At 47.7% G+C, this 26,455-nt stretch carries 21 protein-coding genes and 1 riboswitch; of the genes, 7 read left to right on the top strand and 14 right to left on the bottom strand.

Going from position 1 to position 26,455, the window contains the following annotated elements:
- Nucleotides 1-494: 494 nt before the first annotated feature.
- The 3 genes from ribD to ybeY form a co-directional block, all read right to left on the bottom strand.
- Entirely contained in the window at nucleotides 495-1,628 is a 1,134-nt protein-coding gene (gene ribD / locus KJA68_RS02600; RefSeq protein ID WP_213035376.1) for a bifunctional diaminohydroxyphosphoribosylaminopyrimidine deaminase/5-amino-6-(5-phosphoribosylamino)uracil reductase RibD, read from the bottom strand.
- A gap of 206 nt (nucleotides 1,629-1,834) precedes the next feature.
- Nucleotides 1,835-3,079, bottom strand: a complete 1,245-nt coding sequence (glyA, locus tag KJA68_RS02605) for a serine hydroxymethyltransferase (protein WP_213035377.1) — start codon at nucleotides 3,077-3,079, stop codon at nucleotides 1,835-1,837.
- A gap of 171 nt (nucleotides 3,080-3,250) precedes the next feature.
- The gene (gene ybeY, locus KJA68_RS02610; protein WP_246487035.1) at nucleotides 3,251-3,706 is read right to left on the bottom strand and encodes an rRNA maturation RNase YbeY; all 456 of its coding nucleotides are present in this window, start codon (nucleotides 3,704-3,706) and stop codon (nucleotides 3,251-3,253) included.
- A 157-nt stretch (nucleotides 3,707-3,863) separates the two neighbouring features.
- On the opposite strand from ybeY, the gene grxD reads away from it, so the two are divergent.
- Nucleotides 3,864-4,172 (top strand): Grx4 family monothiol glutaredoxin, encoded by a 309-nt coding sequence (grxD, locus tag KJA68_RS02615; RefSeq protein ID WP_213035378.1) that lies wholly within the window; start codon nucleotides 3,864-3,866, stop codon nucleotides 4,170-4,172.
- A gap of 57 nt (nucleotides 4,173-4,229) precedes the next feature.
- Here the strand turns inward: grxD and argH are convergent, their stop codons facing one another.
- Complete coding sequence (gene argH, locus KJA68_RS02620; protein ID WP_213035379.1) at nucleotides 4,230-5,618, bottom strand: argininosuccinate lyase; 1,389 nt, start codon at nucleotides 5,616-5,618, stop codon at nucleotides 4,230-4,232.
- Nucleotides 5,619-5,830: 212 nt separating this feature from the next.
- Nucleotides 5,831-8,602, bottom strand: coding sequence for a phosphoenolpyruvate carboxylase (gene ppc, locus KJA68_RS02625; RefSeq protein WP_213035465.1), 2,772 nt, complete (start codon nucleotides 8,600-8,602; stop codon nucleotides 5,831-5,833).
- Between the two features lie 112 nt (nucleotides 8,603-8,714).
- Here ppc and hemC point away from each other — a divergent pair, with 112 nt between their 5' ends.
- The 4 genes from hemC (at nucleotide 8,715) to KJA68_RS02645 (ending at nucleotide 12,921) form a co-directional block, all read left to right on the top strand.
- Entirely contained in the window at nucleotides 8,715-9,668 is a 954-nt protein-coding gene (hemC, locus tag KJA68_RS02630; protein ID WP_213035380.1) for a hydroxymethylbilane synthase, read from the top strand.
- Nucleotides 9,669-9,824: 156 nt separating this feature from the next.
- Nucleotides 9,825-10,655, top strand: a complete 831-nt coding sequence (locus tag KJA68_RS02635; RefSeq protein WP_213035381.1) for a uroporphyrinogen-III synthase — start codon at nucleotides 9,825-9,827, stop codon at nucleotides 10,653-10,655.
- Nucleotides 10,652-11,746 (top strand): uroporphyrinogen-III C-methyltransferase, encoded by a 1,095-nt coding sequence (locus tag KJA68_RS02640; RefSeq protein WP_213035382.1) that lies wholly within the window; start codon nucleotides 10,652-10,654, stop codon nucleotides 11,744-11,746. The genes KJA68_RS02635 and KJA68_RS02640 overlap by 4 nt, the downstream gene beginning before the upstream one ends.
- Nucleotides 11,743-12,921: a heme biosynthesis protein HemY gene (locus tag KJA68_RS02645; protein WP_213035383.1), complete on the top strand. Its 1,179-nt coding sequence runs from the start codon at nucleotides 11,743-11,745 to the stop codon at nucleotides 12,919-12,921. The genes KJA68_RS02640 and KJA68_RS02645 overlap by 4 nt, the downstream gene beginning before the upstream one ends.
- A 173-nt stretch (nucleotides 12,922-13,094) precedes the next feature.
- Here KJA68_RS02645 and mepK read toward each other — a convergent pair whose 3' ends face one another.
- From mepK to thiD, 4 genes are all read right to left on the bottom strand, one after another.
- The gene (gene mepK, locus KJA68_RS02650) at nucleotides 13,095-13,664 is read right to left on the bottom strand and encodes a peptidoglycan L,D-endopeptidase MepK (protein WP_246487036.1); all 570 of its coding nucleotides are present in this window, start codon (nucleotides 13,662-13,664) and stop codon (nucleotides 13,095-13,097) included.
- Complete coding sequence (locus tag KJA68_RS02655) at nucleotides 13,661-14,572, bottom strand: L,D-transpeptidase family protein (protein ID WP_213035384.1); 912 nt, start codon at nucleotides 14,570-14,572, stop codon at nucleotides 13,661-13,663. The genes mepK and KJA68_RS02655 overlap by 4 nt, the downstream gene beginning before the upstream one ends.
- Nucleotides 14,573-14,655: 83 nt before the next feature.
- Complete coding sequence (gene thiE / locus KJA68_RS02660; protein ID WP_246487037.1) at nucleotides 14,656-15,318, bottom strand: thiamine phosphate synthase; 663 nt, start codon at nucleotides 15,316-15,318, stop codon at nucleotides 14,656-14,658.
- Nucleotides 15,284-16,120, bottom strand: coding sequence for a bifunctional hydroxymethylpyrimidine kinase/phosphomethylpyrimidine kinase (thiD, locus tag KJA68_RS02665; RefSeq protein ID WP_213035385.1), 837 nt, complete (start codon nucleotides 16,118-16,120; stop codon nucleotides 15,284-15,286). The genes thiE and thiD overlap by 35 nt, the downstream gene beginning before the upstream one ends.
- A 57-nt stretch (nucleotides 16,121-16,177) precedes the next feature.
- On the opposite strand from thiD, the gene KJA68_RS02670 reads away from it, so the two are divergent.
- The gene (locus tag KJA68_RS02670; protein ID WP_213035386.1) at nucleotides 16,178-16,360 is read left to right on the top strand and encodes a rubredoxin; all 183 of its coding nucleotides are present in this window, start codon (nucleotides 16,178-16,180) and stop codon (nucleotides 16,358-16,360) included.
- Nucleotides 16,361-16,654: 294 nt separating this feature from the next.
- On the opposite strand, the gene KJA68_RS02675 is transcribed toward KJA68_RS02670, so the two are convergent.
- From KJA68_RS02675 to KJA68_RS02695, 5 genes are all read right to left on the bottom strand, one after another.
- A complete protein-coding gene (locus KJA68_RS02675) occupies nucleotides 16,655-17,812 on the bottom strand; it encodes a formylglycine-generating enzyme family protein (protein WP_213035387.1) in 1,158 nt (385 codons plus the stop codon).
- Nucleotides 17,813-18,146: 334 nt separating this feature from the next.
- Nucleotides 18,147-19,226 carry a formylglycine-generating enzyme family protein gene (locus KJA68_RS02680; RefSeq protein ID WP_213035388.1) on the bottom strand — a complete coding sequence of 360 codons (1,080 nt, stop codon included), beginning with the start codon at nucleotides 19,224-19,226 and terminating at the stop codon, nucleotides 18,147-18,149.
- 202 nt (nucleotides 19,227-19,428) lie between these two features.
- On the bottom strand, nucleotides 19,429-20,643 hold the full coding sequence (locus KJA68_RS02685; RefSeq protein WP_213035389.1) for a formylglycine-generating enzyme family protein: 1,215 nt from the start codon (nucleotides 20,641-20,643) through the stop codon (nucleotides 19,429-19,431).
- A 227-nt stretch (nucleotides 20,644-20,870) separates the two neighbouring features.
- Nucleotides 20,871-21,800: a formylglycine-generating enzyme family protein gene (locus KJA68_RS02690; protein WP_213035390.1), complete on the bottom strand. Its 930-nt coding sequence runs from the start codon at nucleotides 21,798-21,800 to the stop codon at nucleotides 20,871-20,873.
- 464 nt (nucleotides 21,801-22,264) lie between these two features.
- Nucleotides 22,265-24,337 (bottom strand): TonB-dependent receptor, encoded by a 2,073-nt coding sequence (locus KJA68_RS02695; protein ID WP_213035391.1) that lies wholly within the window; start codon nucleotides 24,335-24,337, stop codon nucleotides 22,265-22,267.
- A 133-nt stretch (nucleotides 24,338-24,470) separates the two neighbouring features.
- Nucleotides 24,471-24,814: riboswitch (cobalamin riboswitch) on the bottom strand.
- Nucleotides 24,815-25,173: 359 nt separating this feature from the next.
- Between KJA68_RS02695 and hemL the strand changes: the two genes are divergently transcribed.
- Nucleotides 25,174-26,454 carry a glutamate-1-semialdehyde 2,1-aminomutase gene (hemL, locus tag KJA68_RS02700; RefSeq protein WP_213035392.1) on the top strand — a complete coding sequence of 427 codons (1,281 nt, stop codon included), beginning with the start codon at nucleotides 25,174-25,176 and terminating at the stop codon, nucleotides 26,452-26,454.
- Nucleotide 26,455 lies beyond the last annotated feature (1 nt).

The raw sequence follows: 26,455 nt of genomic DNA on the forward strand, positions 1-26,455 counted from the left end.
TTTTGTGCAGCCGGATGACTTGCTTTCGCCTCTCGTGCAACTGTTCCAGCGTTTGGTATCGCGCGTCTTCTTTTTCCATGCTCGTTTGGAGACACCGAATACTTAAAAGTTCAATCTTTATAAGGCCGGATCAATATTTTTACGGGCCACCTGATACTAAATACAGAAATTTCTCCCGTTTCGGTATAACTTCGGCATATCAGGTATGCCAGTCATTTTATGAACGCCCATCCGGCAAACTATTTGTACATCATGACAGAAGCTTGACCTAATGAATCCTATGCCCGCCAATATGTACACCATCACGCAGTCAGAACACGCATTCCCGTCAAATGCAAAAGTCATTTCGTACAGTTTTTCTCTAAGGCAGGAAACTAAATTAACTTCAGCCAGATTCTAAAAGGAACGTTTATATTTAAGTTGCAAAAATCATGAACCTGAGTAATCGAATGAATTTTCCCTGTAACAACGGAATGGTCACTACCTGGTATTTTTTATTTGCGCTTCACACGAGCCAGGATACGCAAATCCATGCCGACATTTCGCACATCCTGCCATTCGAGCTCTATGCGTTGATCCAATCTGGTCAATTCACCCAATTCCGCTATGCCACGAGCCATATCCCCCAGCAGCTGAGGTGCCACATAAATCAATAATTCATCCACAAGCCCAGCCTGAAGCAAAGCACCATTCAAAACCGCCCCCGCCTCGACCAGTACTTCGTTACAGCCATTTGCAGCCAGATCACGCAAGGCTGCATTTAAATCCACACGGCCACTGACATCTGGCAACACAACAACTTGCGCCCCCACTTTTTCAAGGGCAGCAATTTTCTGTGAATCATGCGTCACCGTGTAAACCCGCACATTGCCACCGTGCAAAATACGAGCGGTGACCGGCAACTGAAGTCGGCTATCCAGCACTACACGAAGAGAACCCGAAACAGATCGGGTCTTACGGTTACCATTTTCAGATTCCTGCGCGGTCAGCTGTGGTTCGCGCAGAGTAAGGCGGGGATCATCCGCCAGTACCGTTCCAATTCCGGTAAGCACCGCGCAGGAGCGCCCGCGCCAGCGCTGTACATCCTGCCGTGAACCTGTGCAGGATATCCACTGGCTTGCGCCATTCCTCAACGCTGTGCGCCCATCCAGACTCATGGCGATTTTGCTTCGTAACCAGGGTAATCCGCGTGACATACGCGAAAAAAAACCGATATTCAATTCACGGGCTACGTTTTCCATTAACCCGCAATCAATCTCGATACCTGCAGCGCGCAGCTTATTCATACCCTGACCTGCTACCTGCGGATTCGGATCTTTGACTGCGGCCACCACCCGCTTGACTCCCGCACTCACCAGGGCATCGGCGCAGGGAGGAGTACGTCCATGATGGCTACAGGGTTCCAGCGTAACATAGGCAGTTGCCCCACGCGCAGATTGACCGGCGGCATGCAAAGCATGTATCTCGGCATGTGGCTCTCCTGCATACCTATGCCATCCTTCCCCGACAATCTGGCCATCGCGAACCAGCACGCAGCCAACCCTTGGATTCGGACAGGTGGTATACAGGCCGCGCTCAGCCAGTTGCAGAGCAACTGCCATCCACCTGCTATCCTGTTCGGACAACATATATACTTGCTTGCATTATACAACCGACCTATTTTTCCTGAAACAAGCTATCACACGGTCAAACCTGATACCAGCCCGCACAAGAACATTGAAAATGCTCCAGACAAACACAGCATGGATTGAGGTACTCAACATCAGGACGCGGCTCAAACAAAAAAATCGCGAAACCACGGTTCCTTTCTTGCACGCTTTATTTCTGGTACGGTTTATCCATATACCGGAAATTTCACGCATAATTCATTCACCCCTGCTACTGCTCGTACAATCACCACATCATCATTAGGCGCATTCAGAATATCTGCGACCAAATGCGCAAGCTGTTCTGCCTCCAGCTCCTTAAAACCGCGAGTAGTCATAGCCGCACTGCCAATCCGAATTCCACTGGTAACAAAAGGTTTCTGTGGATCATTAGGAATTGCATTCTTATTGACAGTAATATGGGCACGACCCAGCACCGCTTCAGCTTCCTTGCCGGTTATATTCATAGATTGCAGGTCTACCAAAAACATATGACAATCGGTACGACCGGACACGATACGCAAACCGCGTTCCTGCAGCACCTTCGCCATTACCCTGGCATTGTCAATCACCTGTTTCTGGTATTCCCTGAATTCCTTGCTCATTGCTTCCTTAAACGCTACAGCCTTGGCAGCAATCACATGCATCAGAGGTCCTCCCTGAATTCCTGGGAATATCGTGGAATTCAGTGGCTTCTCAAATTCTGCCTTGGCCAGGATAATTCCTCCCCGCGGACCGCGCAAAGTCTTATGCGTAGTACTGGTAACAAAATCGGCTATTCCAACCGGGCTGGGATAACAGCCAGCAGCAATCAAACCTGCGTAATGTGCCATATCCACGAACAAATATGCGCCCACGCTGTCCGCTATGGCGCGAAACCGCTTCCAGTCAATCACCAGTGCGTAAGCAGAAGCACCCGCAACGATCATCTTGGGCTTATGCTCCTGGGCCAGTTTTTCTACTGCATCGTAGTCAATTTCTTCATTTTCATTCAAGCCGTAAGCGATAGCGCGATATAATTTGCCACTCACGTTTACCGATGAGCCATGGGTCAGATGACCGCCATGTGCAAGCGACATCCCAAGGATGGTGTCCCCAGGCTTAAGCACCGACATATAAACCGCCTGATTGGCTTGTGAACCGGAATGGGGTTGCACATTGGCGTATTCTGCACCAAATAAAGCTTTCACACGGTCAATCGCCAGCTGCTCCGCTATATCCACATATTCACATCCGCCGTAATAACGCTTTCCTGGATATCCTTCAGCGTATTTGTTCGTCAGCTTGCTCCCCTGAGCCTCCATCACTGCCGGGCTGGTGTAATTTTCCGATGCAATCAGTTCAATGTGATCTTCCTGACGGCGACTTTCACTCTGGATCGCCACCCATAATTCAGGGTCAGCATGAGCAATGGTATTTTGATTGGAGAACATGCAGAATTCCTTTAAGTTAATGAAGGTATGAAATTGTGGATATTATCACGTTAACTGCAAACAAACTTGTTGCACCCTGCCCATTCCCGTCTGCACCAGGAGATTTTCTGCATTCAAATCAATATGCCGCATCTTTAAAATAGTAGAAACACCCGTACCGAAGGGCATCCTTCAATATGGATTGGCATATTTTAATTTTTCCATCAACTTGCTCTCTAATGCCTCCATCCGTACTGCATCATGTTCACTTTCATGGTCATACCCTTGCAAATGCAGGGTAGCATGAATAACAAGATGAGCATAATGCGCCTGCAAAGCCTTGCCTTGCTCACTGGCTTCACGCTCCACCACCGGCGCGCAGATTACAATATCTCCGTACTGTATATCCATGCCTCCTGGAGAAAATTCATTATCGGAATATGTAAACGTAAGCACGTTCGTTGCATAATTCCTGCCTCGATATTTTGAATTCAGCGCAAGGCCTTCCTGTTCATCTACGATACGCAGGACAATTTGAAGATTGCGCTGCTGCGCTACTTTAACCCAACGACGAAACTGCGGGCGTGTGGGCAGGCTACCCCTATCAGTTGCATACTGCACTGACATGGATAATTTATATATGGCCATGATTTTACATCCAAAAATAAATTGATGAATACTGCGCAGCCTGTACCTGCATCCTGTTAATCAAGCTTTACTTTTAAATCTGCGAATTCTTGACCCGGCTGCAAACGTGCTGATAATATGCTTCGGTTAATCATTAACTAAATTATCGAGGGTATATATGGACGTACAAGAGCTCATCAAGCAACAAGTTACCAGCAACCCTATTGTGCTGTATATGAAAGGCACCCCGGGGGCTCCTCAATGTGGATTTTCCGCCAATGTAGTGCAAATTCTCAAGGCATGTGGCGTAACGGGACTATTTAGCGTGGACGTACTTTCTGACCCAGAAATCCGTCAAGGAATCAAGGAATACTCAGACTGGCCAACGATTCCTCAGCTCTATGTCAATGGCAATTTTATTGGTGGCTCTGACATCATCAGTGAAATGTATAGGAGCGGAGATCTTCAGAAGCTGCTCAATTCATAAATACGTGCGCTTGACGCATATTTTAGGCGACCTTCTGGTCGCCTTTTTTTATTTAATTCATCCTTCCAGATCCTTGCGAGCCTTGGTAATGGCTGCCTCAACCTGCCTGGGTGCTGTGCCACCGATATGATCACGGCTGGCCAGAGAACCTTCCAGTGTAAGCACAGAATAAACATCATCCGCAACAAGGGGGGAAAACTCTTTTAATTTCTCCAGCGTTAATTCACTCAGATCGCAACTATTTTGTTCAGCAAAACGTACTGCCAGCGCAACCGCTTCATGCGCATCGCGAAAAGGCAGACCTTTCTTCACAAGATAGTCCGCCAGATCAGTAGCCGTGGCATAACCCTGCATCGCAGCACTACGCATAGCATCCGGCTTGACCGTAATTCCCCTTACCATGTCAGAAAAGATACGTAAGGTCTGGGTTAGGGTATCAACACTGTCAAATAAGGGCTCTTTGTCTTCCTGGTTGTCCTTATTATAGGCAAGTGGCTGACTTTTCATTAAAGTTAGCAAGCTTACAAGATTGCCGTTCACCCGGCCTGTTTTACCGCGCACTAGCTCAGGCACATCTGGATTTTTTTTCTGGGGCATTATTGAAGAGCCTGTACAGAAACGATCGGCGATATCAATGAAACCCAGCCGGGGATTCATCCAGAGGATCAGTTCTTCGGAAAAGCGAGACAAATGTGTCATGATTAATGCTGCACACGCGGTAAATTCAATAATAAAATCCCGATCGGATACCGCATCCAGCGAGTTTTCACTCACCCCGTCAAAACCGAGAAGCTCGGCAACCATCTCCCGCTTGATCGGATAACTGGTACCTGCAAGTGCAGCTGCACCAAGCGGCAAACGATTCACTCGCTTGCGACAATCAGCAATACGTTCCGCATCACGCTTAAGCATCTCGAAATATGCCATCAGGTGGTGTGCGAAACTCACTGGCTGTGCAACCTGCAAATGGGTATAACCCGGCATTATGGTTCGAATGTGCCGGGCAGCAAGATCCAGTATGGAGTATTGCAGATCGCGGATCCCCTCTTGCAGCTCATCAATAGCATGACGTAAATATAGGCGCACATCTGTTGCCACTTGGTCATTGCGGGAACGTCCTGTATGCAAGCGCTTGCCCGCATCGCCAACTAGCGCGGTTAAGCGATTTTCTATATTAAGATGCACATCCTCAAGATCCAGCAACCAGGAAAATTTCCCTTCAAGAATCTCCTGTTTGATCTGCATCAAGCCTCTGCGAATATCGGTCAAATCCTGCGTCGCAATGATACCGCAAGCCTCAAGCATCGTTGCATGAGCAAGCGAAGCCTGAATATCAAATGGCGCCAGTCGCTTATCAAACTCCACTGAAGCAGTATAACGCTTCACCAATTCGTCAACAGGTTCGGAGAATCGCCCCGACCAGGTTTTATTGTCTTGCGTTGTCATCGTTTCTTATCCTGAGTAGCAACTCATCAAAATAGCTTACAACCGAGATAAATACAAACAGATCCATCCGGATGCCGAAGAAATTGGCATCAAACAATTATATTTAACTCAAAAACACATAAGAACAGGCTCTCGCTCATTCACTTTGTGCAAAAATATGGCTAAACTGTATAATTAAAATATTTACAAACAAACATTGCAAGCATTACCGATTAGCCGCTATTCCTCAATCCTGCTGCAATTCCATTAATCGTCAGATGAATTGCACGCTTCACAAGATTGTTCGTATCACCGGAACGGTGGCGATGCAATAGTCCCACCTGCAGGTGATTAAGCGGGTCTATATATGGAGTCCTTGTAGCCAGGCTGCGCGCAAGGGTTGGGTTACTTTCCAGCAAGGTAGTTGCGCCGGTAATGGCAAACAGCATATCCACAGTACATTGCCATTCCTCTTCAATTCTACTGAAGATGGAGTGACGCAACGTTTCATCCGGCACCAGTTCGGCATAACGTGAGGCAATGCCCATATCCGTCTTGGACAGAACCATGTCCATATTGGAAAGCAGACCACGGAAAAATGCCCAGTTCTTATACATAGCTTGCAACTGCTGTAACCCGGATTCGCCTTCCCTTGCGACAAATTTTTGAACCGCGCTGCCAAACCCATACCAGCCCGGCAATAAAATGCGGTTCAGGCTCCAGCTGAAGACCCATGGTATGGCGCGCAAATCCTCAATGTTGTTGGTAGCCTTGCGCGAAGAGGGTCGGCTACCAATATTAAGTTCCGCAATTTCACGTATAGGCGTAGATGCAAAAAAATAATCATTGAATCCAGGAGTTTCATACACCAATTGGCGATAGGATGCAAAAGCATCCGAACTAAGTTCCTCCCCGATTCGCAGATATTCGGGCATAACGCTGTTGTTTTGGTCGTGCTGAGGGTGCAGAAGTGTTGCTTCCATGGTGGCAGCGATAAGAATTTCCAGATTACGCCTTCCGATCTCATGATCGGAATATTTACTGGCAATTACCTCGCCCTGCTCAGTAATGCGAATCTGAGCATTTACGCTACCTGGTGGCTGCGCAAGAATTGCCTCGTAGCTCGGTCCTCCGCCACGTCCTACTGTGCCGCCCCGCCCGTGGAAAAGTCGCAGCTCAATACCATGTTTTTCAAATACGTTAACCAGCTCCAGTTCCGCTTTATATAGTTCCCAATTGGCAGTGAGGTAGCCGCCATCTTTATTGCTATCTGAATAACCGAGCATGACTTCCTGTGTATTGCCACGGCTTTTTAGCAATTCGCGATAAAACGGGAGAGAAAACAGTTCATGCATAATCTTCCCACAGGAACGCAAATCAGCAATCGTTTCAAATAGCGGAATAATATTTACATGCAGACGATCACGATTTTCCAGCAAACCAACCTGTTGCAGCATTAAAGCCACTTCAAGTAGATCGCTTACTGCATCCGTTTTGGAGATAATATAATTGGGTAGCGCAACATGCCCGAATTGACTGTGAATTTTTGCTGCGACTTGCATCAGTTGCAGTTCACTTTTTACCGTATCTGAATATCCTTCCAGTTCATTGACCAATGTCTTTCCTGCCTGCAATGCAGCAATCAATACACTACAGCGGCCTGCTTCATCCAGATGGGCATAATTGGAATTACCTGCGATAGCAAGAACCTCTCCAATCACTTGCTCATGCACCCCGCTATGCTGACGCATATCGAGTGGAGCAAGATGGAACCCAAACACCTCTACAGCACGGCGAAGACAAGCCACTCGTCCACGTGCCAGATATAACGCGCCGTGCTGCTCAAGCGAATGAATAATAATATCGAGATCAGCTATATACTCTTGCGCATCTGCATATGGCTTGGCATTCTGACCAACCGGCTGCAAATGCTTGACATGATGTCCGAACTGTTTTGATGTTGCGACTAAACGCGAATATACGGAAATCAATGCCCGACGGTATGGCTCATCTTCACGGCTTACCGCTTTATCTGGTGACTGAGCGGCAAATTCCTCCAGTTCCTTGCTAACATTCACCAAATGGGTAGAAAGACTCAGTCTCTTTCCAAGAAGATGGGTTTCCGACAAATAATATTCCAGTGTGGTAGCTGAATGACGCATTACTGTATCCAGCATAACCTGATGGGTAACAAATGGGTTACCATCACGGTCGCCACCAATCCAGCTGCCAACACGCAGAAACGGAGGGATGTGCAACCGTTTACCGAAACGATCTTCTATCTGTTTTTCAAGGCTGGCATAAATCTTGGGTATTTCGCTGAAAAAAGTATAGCGGTAATACGCCAACCCATTCTTTACCTCATCCGGCACGGTTAGCTTCGATGTTCGCAACATACGGGTATGCCACAAGATCAGCACGAACCGGCGCAACGCTTCTTCATTGTCAGCCAGTTCGTCAGGAGTCATATTGATCCGATCCCGATCGGATAGCAGACTGGCAATAATCAGCTGACAATCTCGAATGCTCTTCCGCTGCACCTCGGTTGGATGCGCTGTAAGAACAGGGGAAATTAGTGCCTTATCAAAAAAAGCCTGTATCGTCTCAGCAGAAATATGCTTTTCTTGTATCCGGTCGAGTGCAAGTTGCAGACTTCCTTCCTGTGGGGGAGAACCCGCTGTAAAGTGGGCGCGACGGCGGCGGTTGTGATGCAGATCTTCAGCAATATTGGAAAGTTGTGAAAAATAACTGAAGGCCCTGACCACCGACAACGTATCACGAGGGGACAAGGCATCGAGGATTGATTCCAATTGCTGACCATCGCGATCATCCTGGGTCTTTCTGAACAACACGGCGCAGCGCCGAACGTTTTCGACTATATCAAAGGTTCTCTCCCCTTCCTGCTCGCGCAATGTATCACCAAGGATACGTCCGAGCAGACGAATATCTTCACGTAACGGCATGTCTTTAAAGGAAAGATCGGCAGGAATGGCTGGCAGGTTCATGGTATTCATCTTTAAAACAGGTTTTTCCACATCATACGGTTAAGGCGTACACAGTAGGCTCATGTTAGAATTCGGCACAATCGGATTTTTAACTAAAGATTCAGGAAAACAAATGAATCAGGTATCTCAGGCGCAAACCGCCCCCGCAAAACTTGTGATCGTATCACGTGAAAGCGCGTTGGCAATGTGGCAGGCAGAATTTATCCGTGACCAGCTACGCGCATTATACCAACAAACCGAAATCAGCATATCGGGCATGACGACTCAGGGAGACCAGCTTCTTGATGTAACTCTCTCAAAAATCGGCGGCAAAGGCTTATTCGTAAAAGAGCTTGAAACCGCATTACAGGATGGATGGGCAGATATTGCGGTACATTCGCTAAAGGATGTTCCTATGCATTTACCACCAGGATTTATGATCGCCTGCATTAGTAAGCGGGAAGACGCACGCGATGCTTTCATATCCAACCTGTATGCTAATCTTGAAGAACTGCCTCCTGGAAGCATAGTCGGGACTTCAAGCTTGCGTCGTGAGAGCCAGTTACGCGCATGTTTTCCGCATCTGAAGATTGAATCTTTACGCGGCAATGTGCAGACACGCTTACGCAAACTGGATGAGGGCAGGTACTCTGCCATCATCCTTGCTGCTGCCGGTTTGAAGCGTTTAGGCTTGAACGATCGTATCCGTGCTTTCATTTCCCCTGAAAGCAGTCTACCAGCAGTAGGCCAAGGCGCGCTTGCTATCGAATGCCTCAGTTCACGCCCGGATTTGGAGGTATTGCTCAGACCGCTGCATGATGCCGATACCGCGGCATGTGTCAAAGCGGAGCGAGCCTTAAGCCGTGCGCTTGCAGGCAACTGTCAGGTACCACTAGGCGGTTTTGCCGAAATTATTGACAGTAAACTCCGCTTGCGTGGCTTTGTCGGAAGCCCTGATGGAAAACGTATGGCGCACGCTGAATTATATGGTACGACCGATGATCCAGAAGCATTGGGCAATGCTGTGGCACAAGCTTTGCGCATGCAAGGAGCAGAAGAAATTCTCGCATCTCAGGATTTAAAATAAGCTTTTTTAAAGCAAGTGGCACGGATAGCGAATGGCCATTCATTTTAATCAGATGAAGACTCCTACTCCATGGAAATGTGGGGATCATTTTTGCCTGATCCCCTTTTTCGTCCCCGCTCGGCCTCTGCAAGGCAACCAGAATTGCTGCAGAAAATAATGCAAAAACGACCACTAACCGGCCTGAATATTGTAGTAACCCGCCCGCGCGGGCAGGCAGAAAAATTGGCCCAGTGCATTGAAATGGCAGGGGGCCATGCCACGCTTTTCCCCCTGCTGGAAATCAGCCCGGTGCTTGACTTGGCACCTTTATATTCGCTCGCTAAGCGTCTCCACGAATTTAACTTGGCAATTTTTATCAGCCCCAATGCTGTACTTTATGGCATGCAAGCCATCCTGAATACAGACGAGAAAAAAGAAGAAATCGACATTAGGCGGCAAGTAAAATTTCCAGCCTCATTAAAAATTGCAACTGTAGGACAGGGGAGCGTACGCGCATTACGTGGTTACGGCCTTGAAAACATTCTTGCACCACATGACCGTTTTGATAGTGAAGCTTTGCTTGCATTGCCTGAGTTACAGCACGTTGCCGGCCAAAATGTGGTCATTTTTCGCGGCAATGGCGGGCGCGAGTTACTGGGTGACACCCTGAAATCACGTGGCGCCCGGGTAGAATATGTCACATGCTACCAGCGCAATAAACCAACTCAGGACGCTACCCAATTGATTGCAACCCACCCCGATGCCATTATCATAACCAGTAGCGAAGCAATGGGTTATTTAAATGATATGGTCAATAATATTGAGAAACAAGAACTCACGATGGTTCCCATATTTGTCCCGCACATTCGCATTGCCGAAGTCGCGAACCAGCTGGGCTGGAGCAATGTGATACTGACAAGTGCAGGAGACGACGGCTTGATGTCTGGCTTAATCGCATGGGCACATACGCAAAATAATGCTTCACGCAGACCTGGAAAAAAATCATGACCGGTCAAGCATTTCCACCTAAACCAACCCACCCTGCCACATCGGATCCATTGCAGGAGGGATCCACTGCACCGACAACTCCGGCAGGAAAATTCCTGGCTAGCCTGAGTATTCAGCAGATACTCCTGGCTGTAATACTGGCGGTATTTTTATGGCAGTGGTTTGACGCACATTTGCAGTTAAATGATATGCAAAAGGATTTAGCCCGCCGTTTAGCTGACATGGATGGCAATAATAAGGCCAACCAGGTCCTGACGAAGCAGATACAAGAATCCATGCGGGAACTTTCTGTAAAAGTAAGCGTACTGGAAACCCACTCTGCCGAAGCGCAGAGTCAGCGAGCTGCACTGGAATCCTTCTATCAGGATCTGACTGAAAGTCGCGATGAAACAGTATTGGCGGAAGTAGAACAGATGCTGATGATCGCAGGTCAACAGTTGCAACTTTCTGCGAATGTAAAGGCCGCTCTAATTGCCCTGCAGCAAGCTGATGATCGCCTGAAGCGCATGGATCGTGCTGCTTTTAATGAATTGCGCAGAGCTATAAGTCATGACATCGATAAATTGCGCACACTACCTGATGTAGACGTGCAGGATATAAACTTCCGCCTTGATAACCTGATCGAAAAAATCGACAGTTTGCCTTTAATTCAGGATATCGCCCACGCTTCTCTGGAAAAAGAAATCACGATAGTCCCGCCAGCAGGCGAAGAGAATACATGGAAAAAACTAATTCGCGAAATGTGGGGAGACATAAAGCGCTTTGTGCGTATTGAAAATATGTACAAAAATGAACTTCCGTTGCTACCTCCCGCACAAAGTTTTTTTTTGCGGGAGAATTTGAAATTACGCCTTCTATCTGCACGCCTTGCTTTATTGTCTCACGACGAAGCAATCTATAAGCATGACTTGCAAACAGCAAAAAAGTGGGTTGAACAATATTTTGACATCACAAGCACTGCTGGCAAACTCTTCGTTTTCAACTTGCAAAGTCTGTGGGAGTCCAGCATTGACATCGAATTGCCTGATGTAAGCGCAAGTCTGGAAGCGGTACGGAACTATCGCTCCTCTCTTGGTAAGGTTTCACGATGAAATTCCTAGTATGGCTGCTGGGATTATTCTCGCTAGCAGTGGCATTGAAGTTGGCTGCACAGAATCCCGGGTACTTGCTGCTTTTATATCCACCTTACCGCCTTGAAATATCTCTTATCCTGTTTCTGATATTATTGCTAACCCTGTTCATAATGGGATATTTCACGGTGCGTCTGGTTCTTTCTGCCATCCGTCTCCCCGCCTATATACGTCAATCCCGAATTGAGCGCTCTCACAGCAAAGCACATGCTGCCATGATGGAAGCGCTGAACGCTTTTTTCGAAGGACGTTATGCACTTGCGGAAAAAGCAGCGGTACGGGCAATGAAGCTGGGCGAGAACTCCAGCCTCAACTCTGTCATTGCAGCGCGCTCAGCACATGAACTGCGCGAATTCAGCAGACGTGACACCTACCTCGCAGCATCCGATGGAAAGTCAACAGAAATATCTACCATGCATTTAATGGCCCAGGCAAAATTCAGCCTCGATCAACACCAGCCGCAAGCCGCTCTTCATGCTCTGACGGAATTGCGTAACAGCGGCGTAAAAGGGCATACGGGCGCACTCCTGCTCGAACTTCGCGCGCAGCAACAGGCCGGCAACTGGGATGCGGTACTGGACATGACCAATCAGCTGGAAAAGCAGGACGCCATGGACTCCAGCGCTGCCATGCAGATTCGCCAGCAGGCTTTGCTTGAAAAAATTCGCGCACACACACTGGATGCACCGACACTGTTAGCACTTTGGAAAAATAGCCCTCAAGAATTCAAAAGACTCCCAAAAGTTGTAGCAGCTATAGCACGTGCCCTGATCTATCAGGGAGATTGTCGTAGCGCCAGACAAATTGTAACGGATAAATTGAACCAGGAATGGGACCGGGATTTGGTGTTGCTGTATGGAGACTGCCTGGCAGATGAAACAGTGTGCCAGATTGAACAGGCTGAACGCTGGCTTAAACAACACCCGGATGATGCCGGGTTGCTGTTGGTATTGGGTAAACTATGCCTTCAGCAAAAATTGTGGAGCAAAGCCCAAAATTATCTGGATGCGAGTAATAGCATCACGCCAAGTATCGATGCATATACAACCTTAGGTCATTTGGCAGAAAAACTGCAACAACCAGACGAGGCATTTAAATATTTTCAAAAAGCCATGTCATTAGCGCAAGGAAAATAAAGCGTTTTTCCTTGGGGCTACCCAGACCTTAGGTTTTTGCCATTGTCACCACAGGCATGACTGGGACATATTGTCCGCTGATCCACTATTTCAGTGATAGTCACAAACCTTAAAGTCTGTTCTGATTTACCCCGCTTCTCTTATCTGTATGGTTGTACAACGCCATTCCGTTCTCAACCCTGCCACTGCCGTACTCTACCCACATCCACATGCACGAAGTCAGATTTGGGATAAAAGCCTACCCCGCCACCTTGCAGTCTTAAAGCAGCGCTGCGTACATGCACAAGCTCACGCCCGGGAACACGGATATCAATCGCCTTCCCATCCAGATGCATGCTATGTTTCGCCACCCCATTGCTCAAAGCTGCAAGCTTTTTATTGGTTGTTGGCGAGCGATACCCAGAAATAATCTGGACAGGCTGGTTTCCACCGACCATGCTGTTAATCTCACGCACCAAATCAAGAAGCTCTGGGGATATGCTTTTTATTTCGTTATTTCGATGATCCCGAAGAACGTAGTTGATCTCGGACAGTGCTTGAGGAATATATGCACCCTCTGCCCAGTAGACAGTGTTCAGGCTTTCCCCTGTATGTGTATTATACAAAGCCAGGGAGCGTTCTCTGGCAGCGATTTCACGCATTGCGGCCTGAGCGGGAAACGGCGCCACCAACCCGGCAACAGCCACTAACAACCCAAACCTTAGAAATTCACGGCGGCTTTGGTGTTTTCTCATTTCGTTCATTGCGTTTCTCCTAATGGCACTGGAGTATGCAGCCCCACTTCACGAGCCACCCCATCCTTTAATTGAATAACTTCTCTCACTTTTTCCCAGTCAATCATGGCGGTTAGCCCTTGGGTGCGGGCTAAATGTTCTACAACAGATAGCGGGTCACTATTCTTTCTATAAACATCCCGATTTACTTCCAGGAAAATACGTCCATCACTTATACGAGCCAATAACACCGGTGCATAGATGATCTTGCCCTGCATATTTTTACGTACCCGCTGAACAAGTGCAGCAATATCATCCGGGTGCAGGCGAATACAGCCATGGCTCTGAAAATGGTAGACACTTGCTGGCGCATTAGTTCCGTGAATACCAATTGCAGGCAGACTAAGCCCGATCCAAAACTTGCCCAGCGGGTTTTCTGACCCAGGGGGCACTTGTGCCCGTACAGGCTTCCCTTCTCGCCGCATTTCCTCCTGAATTGATTTAGGTACATACCACACCTTGTTTTCCTGAATATCAAGCACATTGAAGCTGCCCGTTGGAGTTGGCCAGGCCCACGAACCCAGGCCTACTGGGTAATGAGCGATCAGCGTTCCTGACCCAAAATAATACAGAAGCCGCTGTGGCAGGTTAATCAACAGGCCATCTGTCAGTCGTTCCGGCACGATGTGCCGGTTCTCAATCTGCAACCGCTTGCCCGGATACAGCAGGCTGTTTCTCTTAATTTTGTTCATCCGAGCAAGAGTAGATGGCTCCACTCCCAGGCGCGCACCAATACTGGTCAGGGAATCCCCTTTTTGCACCAAGTATTCAAACTCGCCACCTACAAGTTCATATGAGAATATTCCTGCATCTGGCACCCCTGCGATTAAAGTTACATCTTTAGGTTGAGCAACTACTGCTACAGGCCGAACATGCATTCGATTTTCGCCCAACGCCAAGGTCGATAGAACGATTCCCAAAAACGCACAAAAGATCTTCTGATATGCCAAAAATATCCTCATCAGCTGATGCCATTCTGCGGGTACAGTTCAAACAGACTGGACATTTTTTTTACAGCATCCGTAATATCTTCAGTTTGAAATAAAGCTGAAATCATTGCCAGCGCACTTGCCCCGGCGTGCAGCAACATTCCTGCATTATGCAGCGTGATGCCACCTATTGCCACCAGTGGGATATTCAACTCCCTGCGTGCCTGCTGCAGCAGCCCGACTGTTGCTACAGCCGCCCCAGGCTTAACAGCGGAAGGGAAAAATGCTCCAAATGCCACATAATCCGCACCTGCATTCACTGCATCGTGCGCCAAGGTCAAATGGTTATAACAAGAAACACCAATAATCTTCTGCATACCCAAAAGGGTGCGGGCTACTTCAACGCCATCATCCGTTGCTCCTACATGCACCCCATCAGCATCCACATGAGCCGCAAGACGTGCATCATCATTTACAATAAATAGCGCACCGAACTCTCTAGTCAACATACGCAGCGCGTGTGCCTGCTCCACTCTTTGTTCACAATTTGCAGATTTATTACGATATTGCAGAATCTTTGCTCCCCCTGCCAGCGCCATGCGCGCCCGATGGAGTAAATCCGCAGAATCAACACAATCAGGCGTAATCGCATACACGCCTTTAATGGTGGCCGCCAGTGTCATCCTCTTCGTCATCCCGCGCCCAAAATAAACGGTCAGGAATATGCTGTCCCATGCCTGGACGAAAAGCATATTGTAATGCCTGCCAAGTAAACTCTTGGGCCTCCTTAACTGCTTCATTCATTGGTAACCCATTTGCCAAAAGCGAAGCTATAGCCGAAGCCAGTGTACAACCAGAGCCATGGTAAATTCCTGATAATCGCATCCAGCTATCACTTCGCACAACTCCATTCTCGCCATACAAAGTGTTAATCACCTGTGGCGTGTGCTCGTGCGTTCCAGTTACAAGAACATATTCACACCCAAGCTGGAGAATACGCTTGGCACACTCTGCAAGGTCGGGGTTATCCTCGTCATTTTCTTCATCTTGGATAATGCGGCGCGCCTCTATGCTGTTAGGTGTCAGAATGGTAGTCTGCGGCAATAGCAATTCGCGCAACGCATCCAGCATATCATCATTGGTCAGTTCATCACCACGGCCAGACGCAAGAACTGGATCAAACACCAAAGGGATGTCCGGATAATCCGAAATCACCTCTGCGATCGCAGCGATATTCTCCACACTTCCCAGCAAGCCGATCTTAAATGCTGCCACTGGCATATCTTCCAGCACCGCACGTGCCTGGTCGGATACCCACTCAGCATCAATTGGCAGAACATCATCCACGCCACCGGTATCTTGTACCGTGACTGCCGTCACTACCGACAATGGGTGACATCCCATGCTGGCTATAGTCAGAATATCAGCCTGCAAGCCTGCCCCTCCGCAGGGATCGGTAGCACCAAAAGCAAGGACAACAGGCGGAATAACGGACATGGGAGTATTGGTCATTGTAAAATGTCAAAATTGTAATTTTAACTGAAATTGCTCGTCATGATTCCGAACGCTGAATACAAAACCTACATGTGCCTGATTTGTGGCTGGCTGTATGATGAGGCATCCGGCTCTCCGGAAGACGGCATACCGCCTGGTACGCGATGGGAGGATGTCCCTCTGAACTGGACATGCCCGGAATGCGGGGCTCGAAAGGAAGACTTTGAAATGGTTGAATTCTAGCGGGCAATCTAAAAAAACATCCCCTGCATTTGCATCCTTAATAATTACAGAAAACTTCTGCACCAGAATTTCATAGCAGAACCCAATGCACCTGATGATGTACGGCCAGCCCCACGATGACGCTGAGCTTTTAAATTAGAGATACACTGCAAATGATGCAGCTTATACTGCGGGCGTAATTCCAACCGTAAGCACTTGAATTATGTTATTACCCACGTACCGCTTAATTAGATACAAACCATGCCGTTTTGAAGTTTGAATAATACAGTCGGATCACCAGGAATACACCCCACATCATGATAATGTTCTAGCAACACGAATCCCTGTATAAGCATTACGGTTCAACTGGTCACACATGAAACGAACAGCACAACGGGCATCTCTTGGGTCAATCATCCAGGATCCTCCGCGCAGAACCCGCCATTCCTGATTGCCAAGTGTGCTCACTGCGCCATCGGACAACCAAGCGCTTCCATCCGTAGGAGCCCCATTGTAGGTATCATGCCATGCATCTTCAACCCATTCCCACACATTTCCTAGCATGTCATGCAAACCAAACTTGTTTGGTGAAAAACTGCCCACCGGCGAGGCACGCCGACAACTCCATTCGCTCTTGCTATCCTGGCAATTGCAATTGTTTTTTCCAAGCTCATCTCCCCAGTAATACTCCGTCGCCGACCCAGCACGACACGCATATTCCCATTCTGCTTCTGACAATAAGCGGTAGTTTTTGCCCGTCTTCGTCGATAGCCATCGCACATAGGCTTGTGCATGCACAAAATTAACATTGGTTACCGGTAGGTTGTCACCAGGCCATCCATTATCTGCAGGGGAATAAGAACATCCGCCAGATGCAACGAATTGCCTCCATTCGGCTACCGTGACTGGATATCGGCTCACAGCAAAAGAATGGGCAATAGTGACTTTATGCTTATTCGATACTTCGCCCATACGAAAACTTCCCCTGGGTATCACTACCATTTCTGGGGCATCCGGTCCATCGCGAAAAATATGGGTAGTTCCCGCCTCTTTTGCTGCTGCAATTGCGGCTTGTTGTATTTCCGTGATTGTCCAGCACTCTATGCCTATTGGCCCTTTTAATTCATCCCTCTGTTCCAAAAACACGGACTGCGCCTGTCCATGCTCTTCCGCCATCCTAATGAAAAAGGAGATATCCTCATTCTTCAATGCCTGCACCCACTCATCTTCTATTAGGCCATCGCATGTTTGAGCATTAATGAGGTGACTTCCAGCAGGTAAGAAAAACATTCTGGATATGTTTTTATCCAATTGCCCTTGATCTTGACCATTGATCATGAGACGACAATCCATATCGCTCTCTAGCGACAGGCAGATGTTTTGATTTGCTGAACCTTTTCTGCTGGAAGGATTTTCATCAAGGTTGTGAGCATTTTGCTGTTGAAAATACTCTTTATGCAATTCCTTGCTCATTCATAACCATCCTGTGTTAAAAAAGTTGAGATATTGAAAAGTAGAGATTCTGGAACGCAGGCAATATACCCACCGTCATTCATTTCTTGCCACAGGCTCTTTTCTTTAAAAGATTCGGGCACAATCAGCCCGAATATCATCCGTAGCCATCACGGCCATCCTTCGCGCCCAGACACACAACACCGTTACCTACATGAAAAATCAGGGAGACAAGCCAACGATTGACTTGAAGTCAATCTGAACAAAAATCTTCTAGGAAACCCCGTCCATCACTTTAAAACCAGGGCAGTATCTGCTCTGATATTCAGGATCCACCATGCAATTATTTACCGTTTTACGGCAAGGTTCTCGCCAGGCGAAGGCCGAAATTACAATTTCTTACAGAGGGGACACTCCCAAGGCGGTGGGCACAGCGCGCATATTGCGGGAAACTGCTCCAAGAACCTCCCCGCATAACACGCCCAAGCGGATTTCCTCCGACAACCCATGCTCCACCGTCAGTCGGGGATTCTTCGTAATTATCATGCCAGATGTCTTCCAACCACTCCCATACATTTCCTAGCATATCATATATACCAAAAGCATTGGGCTTAAAGCTTCCGACTGGAGAAGCAGACCTCCGGCTCCATTCACTCCCGCTATCCTGGCAATTACAGTTATTATGACCTATTTCATCGCCCCAATAATATTCCGTCACAGTCCCGGCACGACTTGCATATTCCCACTCCGCTTCAGACAACAAACGATAAGTTTTGCAAGTATGGGCTGACAGCCAGCGGACATAGTTTTGAGCATCATACCAATTGACATTGGTGACCGGGAGAGTGTCTCCTTCCCAGCCATTATCCGATGGAACATACGAAACTCCGCTATTCTCGACATAATATTTCCAATCTGCCACCGTCACTGGATATTTGCCTATTGCAAAAGAACAAACAATATTAACCTTAAATTTATTATTTGCATTTCCCCTGCGATAACTACCTGCAGGTATCACTACCATTTCCGGAGTAACCGGAGTATCGCGAAAAACTGGATCGAGCCCTGCTCCCAATGCAGCCAACATTTGTTCTTGCTGAATCCTTCCCTCAGGCCAACATTCAATACCCAATGGCTCACGAACTTCTGCTTCACGTACTGCTCGTAACCGGTCATAATCATCCGCAAGGCAGACCAAATGAACAACCTGTTCTTTCGAGCTAATATTTTGCGTCCACTCTTTTTCCAACAACCCATCCTGAGTAATGACATTGATTACATGTGCACCAAAAGGCAACTCAATAGCAAAAGGAGTATTTTTCTGAAGTGCTCCATAATTATCGTCATTAACCATGAGGCGGCAATCCATATCGGTTTTAAGTAGCAAAACCGCTTTCTGCCAGCATTCGGATTCCTGTACTTTCTGTTTCCCCATGTTAGTCACCCGATTCTCCCCTGTCGCTCTCCATCCATTTTTATTCCGGATGCCATATCGGTTTTTCCTGCCCGACTGGCTTCTGACAACTAAGAACACATAACAGGAACATAACTTGTCGCTTGCGCTTCCTATCAGAACAATCCGCAACCTAATTAAAAGATCAGCACTTATTTATGTAGCCATCACTACCAGGATGTCTTTAAAAACTGGATTCGCTTTCTTTATCGGCATCAACATCCGGCACATCCAGCATGCTGGCTACCCGGAACCCGAAATCATCGTATCGACTGGATGTTACAGCCCTGGCACGGCTTGCAGAACGCGCAAGACGCGGACCGCAATCCCATGATCCTCCCCGGACCACCCGGCTCTGCTGATTACCCCCATAAGTCCATGCGCTTTCATCTGATGGAGCCCCCTCGTAATTATTATGCCAGTGATCTTGTACCCATTCCCAAACATTTCCCAGCATGTCATGCACACCAAACACATTCGGGGCGAAACTACCCACTCCTGAAGCACGCTTGCAGCTCCATTTACTTCCGCTATCCTGGCAATTACAATTATTTGCGCCCAGTTCGTCTCCCCAGTAATATTCCGTCATTGATCCCGCCCGGCAGACATATTCCCATTCCGATTCAGTCAACAGACGATAAGTCTGCCCCGTCTCGGCAGATAACCAGCGCACGTAGTCTTGGGCATCAAACCAACTGACATTGGTTACTGGTAGAGTAGTGCCCACCCACCCATTATCCGATGGGCGATGAGGAGGATATTCTGGCTCAACGTAAGGTTTCACCTCACTGCCATCACCTTCTGCGCCAAACAGGATACTCATTGGCTCTTGTTTGACTATACTTTTGGCATCAGCAAATCGATACCACTCCTCAACGGTAACTGGATATTTCCCGACAGCAAAGGAGCGAGAAATAGTTACTTTATGCTTATCAGATTCCTCGCCCATTCGATAGCTGCCCGCTGGAATTACCACCATTTCCGGAAAACCGGGACCATCGCTGAACTCCGGAGCAACCCCTGCTTTTTTTGCCGCCTCAATTTGCATTTGCTTTATCTGCTCCACCGAAAGACATTCAATACCCAGTGGATGGCGCATTTCCTCCTCCAGCTTTGCTCGTTCGAAAGCATGCTGTTCAGCGAGACGGATGCTATGCTCGATAGTTTCTTCACGATAAAGCGGCTGCACCCATTCTATTCCCACCAAGCCATCTTTCGTAGAAGCATGAATTAGTGGATAACCCAGTGGCAGATCAAAGGTGCGCGGACAATCCCTTTCCAGCAAACCTTGATCCTCGCCATCAATAACAATGTAACAATCAATATCCGCTTCCAGTAGCAAAGTGGCTAACTGGATACGTTCGGTCTCCTGATATTTTTGTCCTTCCTGATCAATCACCCGATCTTCCTCCTTGCATGTTTCTTAAAATTTGGTTGTGTTCACAATGCCCAATTATTTCGACAATAATATGCTGAATAAAAACCCACGCAACCTGATTAGCGCCTAAAATAACTATTTTAAAATAATCTGGATATTCGCTCTATATAGTAACGCAATCCGTAATCACAACTGATTGGAAAATGATATCCCGTTGACCGCATCAAGTTATGTTATGTATCCGCCTGTTACAGCGCTCTTGCAACACGGAAACCGATGCCATAATTTCGAATTGAAGGCTCAATCCACAATCGAAGAGGTGCGCGCGCATCACGCGGGTCACTATCCCAACAACCTCCACGTATCACACGCCACTGGCGATTTCCGCCATATTTCCATGCGGTTCCATCATTCGGAGCACCATCGTAATCATCATGCCATACATCCTCTACCCATTCCCATGCATTGCCCAGCATGTCATACAAACCGAATGCATTGGGCCTAAAGCTATTCACAGGAGAAGCGCTTTTAGCACTCCATTCGCTTCCGCTACCCTCACAATTACAATTGTTTTGACCAATCTCATCGCCCCAAAAATAATCTGTGACTGTCCCTGCACGACAGGCATATTCCCATTCCGCTTCCGATAAAAGTCGATAAGTATGCCCCGTCTGGGTTGATAACCAGCGAACATAATCCTGTGCATCAAACCAGTTAACATTAGTTACCGGTAACTCGCTGTTTGTCTCTTTGATATAACTTAATACCTCATGATGCAAATCTGTTGCCTTCCCTGGAGCCTTAAGCAGAGTTTTGTGGAAACCGCGTACGGTGCCTGTACCAGCGAGGTATCCGGGACCAATGCCAGGTAATTTTTCTGCCTTGGGTCGCAGCCTTTCGGTAAAAAGTTTCCACTCTTCCACCGTAACCGGGTATCTTCCTACCGCAAATGGCCGCGCAAAAACAACCTCATGCTTGTCGAATAACTCACCCATACCGTAGCTACCCGCAGGAAGCACCACCATCTCCGGGGTATTCTCACCATCACGGAACACTGTATCTTCCAGCCCTGCTGCCCTAGCTGCATCTTTTTGTGCTTGTTGTATTTGCTCGACCGACCAGCACTCTATGCCCATCGGCTGGTTCAACTCTTCAATCGTTTTTTGATCATCGCTCATGATATCTCCGTGGCTTAATGAATGCAGTCGCAGGGACTGATATTTCCGCAATCAAAGGGCCATAAAGGCACCGTAGCACGGTCTATCCTTAATTAATCCAATGCAAAACTCCAGCCAGACCTGATTAATATTCCGGGTTATCCATAAAACCCGGGCCATTTTGCAGGATAGCCCAAGACATTCTCTACAGTCAATGATGAATAATGACACGCAGCTAATATTTCCCGTATTTGCCAACACACACCCATCCGGCCAAAGGCCTGCCCTACAGTTACGGCACAAGCATCCGTTCATCTGCTTATAGACAAAAGCCATTTATCATTCCAACCCTGAAAATCCCCTGAAATGGAATCAGGCAACCTCGCCGACACAAATTTTCGCGTGCAAGATGGATGCAAAACGCTGGGAAACGGTAATCATCCTGGTGGGCTGGAACATTTTTTCGTTACCCACCAAAATATGCATTACTCTTGGTAACTCAGCCCCAGGAATAGCATCCGCCCCGGCAATGGGTACGCGTTATATCTTCCTGGAACAAACTGGCTACTTACCGCATAATTATAATAATCTCTGTCAAACAAATTATTCACGGTCGCACTTACCTGCCACGGGCCTTTTGTATGTATCAGCTTGATATCAGCAATCGTATAAGCCGGGATTTTGGTGCCAAAACTATTGGCCTGGTCGTTATCCATAAATTGAGAACCAACATAAACAATGGATGCATTCAAGAAAGTTTTTTCGTGAACAGTCCAAGCCAGGCCCAGATTCAGCTTACTGACAGGCACCAGGGGTACTTTCTTGTCAGCAAGATTTACATTGGTTTGTGTAAATACGCCGCCATCTAAGGTTCCACTTAAAAATTTTGCATTGATATATGTATAAGCAGCATTTACTACCAACCAGGGAGATACCTTCCACTTTCCATCCAGTTCCATCCCCCTGCGCAAGGTCGGTGGCAGATTGGTATTGCCAATACCTGTACTATATGGATCCAGATGGATTTCGTCCCGCACCTTGATATTGAAAATGGACATCCTCCATCTTCCTTTACCCAAGCGATGCTCTGCGCTGATTTCATAGGTGTCTGAGGACTGTGGGCGTAAAAATTGAAACTGATTGGAAAACGATGGTGACGATTCATAAATTTCATCGATATTTGCAAATCGGAAACCCCGCCCAATTTTTCCGTTCAACGAAAAATTATCAGAAAGCTTATGGTGCAAGCCTAGTTCATAAGCATTTCTCGATCTTGCGAAATAACCCGGTGGAGCAGCAGAACCAAAAATTCCACCGGGAGCAGCATCATTGTAAACATCATAAGCATTCATAGAAACCCGTTCATTCCGCATCCCGGCCAACAGGGATGTTGCCTGGGAAATATAAGTCGTATTTTGTAAATACCAGGCACTATTTTTCTGGGTGGAGAATATCTGATTGATTGGCTGTCCGATATTCATGGGAGAGTTAGACGTTTGCAAATCATAATTCCAGCGATACAGATCCATTCCTGCTACTAAAATACTCCCCCCTCCTAATGCATGCGGTAGCTTGATCCGGGGTGTAAACGAAGTCATGTGCATATCTCCGTCCCGGTAATTCGGAAACCCATTAAAATCAAAAAAAGATTTTTGATTCTTGGTGCGCCGTGCCACTCCTATATTGACATCCGCTTCAGAAAAACGCTGCTTCCATTCAACAGCAACCCAATTGCCATCACGACTGGCGTAATCCAGTGGGGTGGCCGTACCGCGGGGATCCGTTTCCACCAGATTGATCCCGGCATCCGGTTGAACCAAACGTGCACCAGGCAGGCGGATTTCCTGCCGGTCAATGCCCAATTTCAATGCCAGCTCACCTGCACTAAATTTCCATCGTGTATTTGCCTGGACATTGGTCTGTTCATTTTGATTATTCGCCCGATATCCATCAGTGTTAAATCGACTGGCTGTGATATCAAAACCTGTTTGCCCTGAAAAATAATTCGCATTCGCCTGGACCTCGGCCATTCCATAGCTACCAGCTTTTACACTGATCTTGCCGGATTTCCCTGCTTGTGCAGGCGACTTTGTGATGATATTAATAACGCCGTTTGTAGCACCGTCACCATACAAAACCGAGCCACTACCACGCATCACCTCAATACGTTCGATGGAGGCGAATGGAATAGCCGACCACTGAACCCCAGAAAGATCAACATCAGTAATACGCCGCCCATCCAGCAGAATTAAGGTATTTTGCCCGGCAGCCGCACCAAATCCACGCATATCAACCGTGGTAGATGAAGCATTGTTTCCAAATAAATCCCGCGCTAAAATACCTGCATGCTGCGTAAGTAACTCTGGAATGGTGCGCGCACTGCTTTCGTTGATCATATCCCGCGTGATAACGGATATGCCTGAAAGCTGGTCTGCGAACGGTTCTTCGAATCGCATCCCCGTGACAACAATTGTTTCAAGGACAGGGTCTTCGGTTATTGCATAAGCAAACGTGGTAGCCCCACCCAAAATGGCGGCAACCAATTTTTGACATTTCATTATGATATCCTGAGCAGATTCCAAGGCTCCCCGTTGGAATGTTCAAACACGGAAAATGCTAATTGATTGAAGCGGCATACCTTCCATCAGCCACTATGACTCTCAGCACTTGCCGACCCAAAGAACCTCTATTGAGATTCCTGTGCTCAAGGCCGGTATCCGGGCTTGCAGGACTAGACGCATCGCCTTCCCATGATTGCTCACAGTGGCTTAACCTGAATGTGGATCCGCATGCGCTTTTACCATTTACCAGAATCTAATTCCTGGCAACGAAATCCTTTGCGCCAGAATAAAATTACCTATCTGATGAACGCAAAGCAATCTTCACGCAAATTTTGATCTACCAGATTATTGACACGCCCGCACCTGCTTACCGTTGCGGGGGCAGCACAGGCTTTAAGAGATCGAACTCCCTCACCTGTTTCCCGTTTAACCAGACGATACTAGCAATCTGGCACCCAAAGCGGCGCGCATTATATCAGACGTGACCACACGGTTTGCTCCATGCCGGAGCCTCCCAAAACGAATCCCCCTTTATAATTCCTCCAGCACAAAGGGGCAAACCTCTACATCCATGAAGATTGCAATTTCCCAGGGCGCTACGTAATATTCAGCATGGACTTGCATTACCTTCCATGGCAAAAGCTGCATGTAATCAATCCTCACTCAGCTTGAATTTTCTCGACATTACTTTGTATCAGACCCTTTCAAAATTAAATGAACCTAATTTTATTGGTGTAATTTCATCTTGCTAAAGTGCATCTCGGCAACATGATAAAATCAACGCTATTATTCATAAATGTTTTTAATGCAACACTGGATTTAGGACCCCGTTCATGGACTCACGCAACGCATATCTGTTTGAACAATCACAACACCTCATCCCCGGCGGAGTCAATTCGCCAGTACGCGCTTTCAAATCAGTTGGCGGCGTCCCTCTGTTTTTCAAGCGCGGACAAGGTGCATATGTTTGGGATGCCGACAACACGCGTTACATCGATTATGTCGGATCATGGGGGCCAATGATTGCTGGACACTGTCATCCCGCAGTTATTGCCGCAGTTCAGGATGCTGCCGCTCATGGTTTAGGTTTTGGGGCGCCCACTGAAGCCGAACTGGAAATGGCCGAATTATTATGCAAGCTTGTTCCATGTATAGATATGGTACGCATGCTCAGTTCTGGCACCGAAGCCACCATGACCGCAATCCGTTTGGCACGAGGATTTACCGGCCGAAGCCGGATTATTAAATTTGAAGGTTGCTACCACGGTCATTCTGATGGCCTTCTGGTGAAGGCAGGCTCCGGCGCACTGACTTTCGGCCAACCAAGTTCATCGGGGGTACCTGCAGAAATCGCGGCGCTGACTACAGTACTTAATTACAACGATGTGGCTGGCCTGGAACAGACTTTTGACGAAATAGGAAAAGAAATTGCTGCAGTAATCGTTGAACCGGTCGCAGGCAACATGAACCTGATTCTTCCCAAACGCGAGTTTCTGGATGCATTACGTACGCTCTGTACAAAACACGGTGCGGTGCTTATTCTCGACGAGGTAATGACTGGATTCCGAGTCAGCCTGCAGGGCGCAGCGGGATATTATGGTATCCGCCCTGATCTGGTCACACTGGGCAAGGTAATGGGTGGGGGTCTGCCTGCCGCTGCACTCGGAGGACGACATGACATAATGCAATATCTGGCGCCCATCGGGCCAGTGTACCAGGCCGGCACTCTTTCCGGGAACCCGGTCGCAATTGCAGCAGGTCTTGCTACCCTTAAACTGGTACAGCAACCTGGATTCTACGAACGCCTAAACACTCTGTCACGCAACCTGGCAGCTGGCCTGCAGCAGGCAGCCCATGAACACAATATCGCTTTTTCTGCGCAGTCGATCGGGGGTATGTTCGGTATATATTTCCTTTCCACCCCACCGACCTCTTATACCGAAGTCATGTCATCCAGCAAGGAGGCTTTCAATCGCTTCTTCCATGCCATGCTGAACAAAGGTATATACATGGCGCCATCAGCATTCGAAGCAGGATTCGTTTCCTATGCCCACACGGACGCAGATATCGAGCAAACCATAACAGCCGCTAAAAATATTTTTTCAACTTGGTAAA

Source organism: Candidatus Nitrotoga fabula (genome assembly GCF_905221025.1).
GTDB classification, from domain to species: domain Bacteria; phylum Pseudomonadota; class Gammaproteobacteria; order Burkholderiales; family Gallionellaceae; genus Nitrotoga; species Nitrotoga fabula.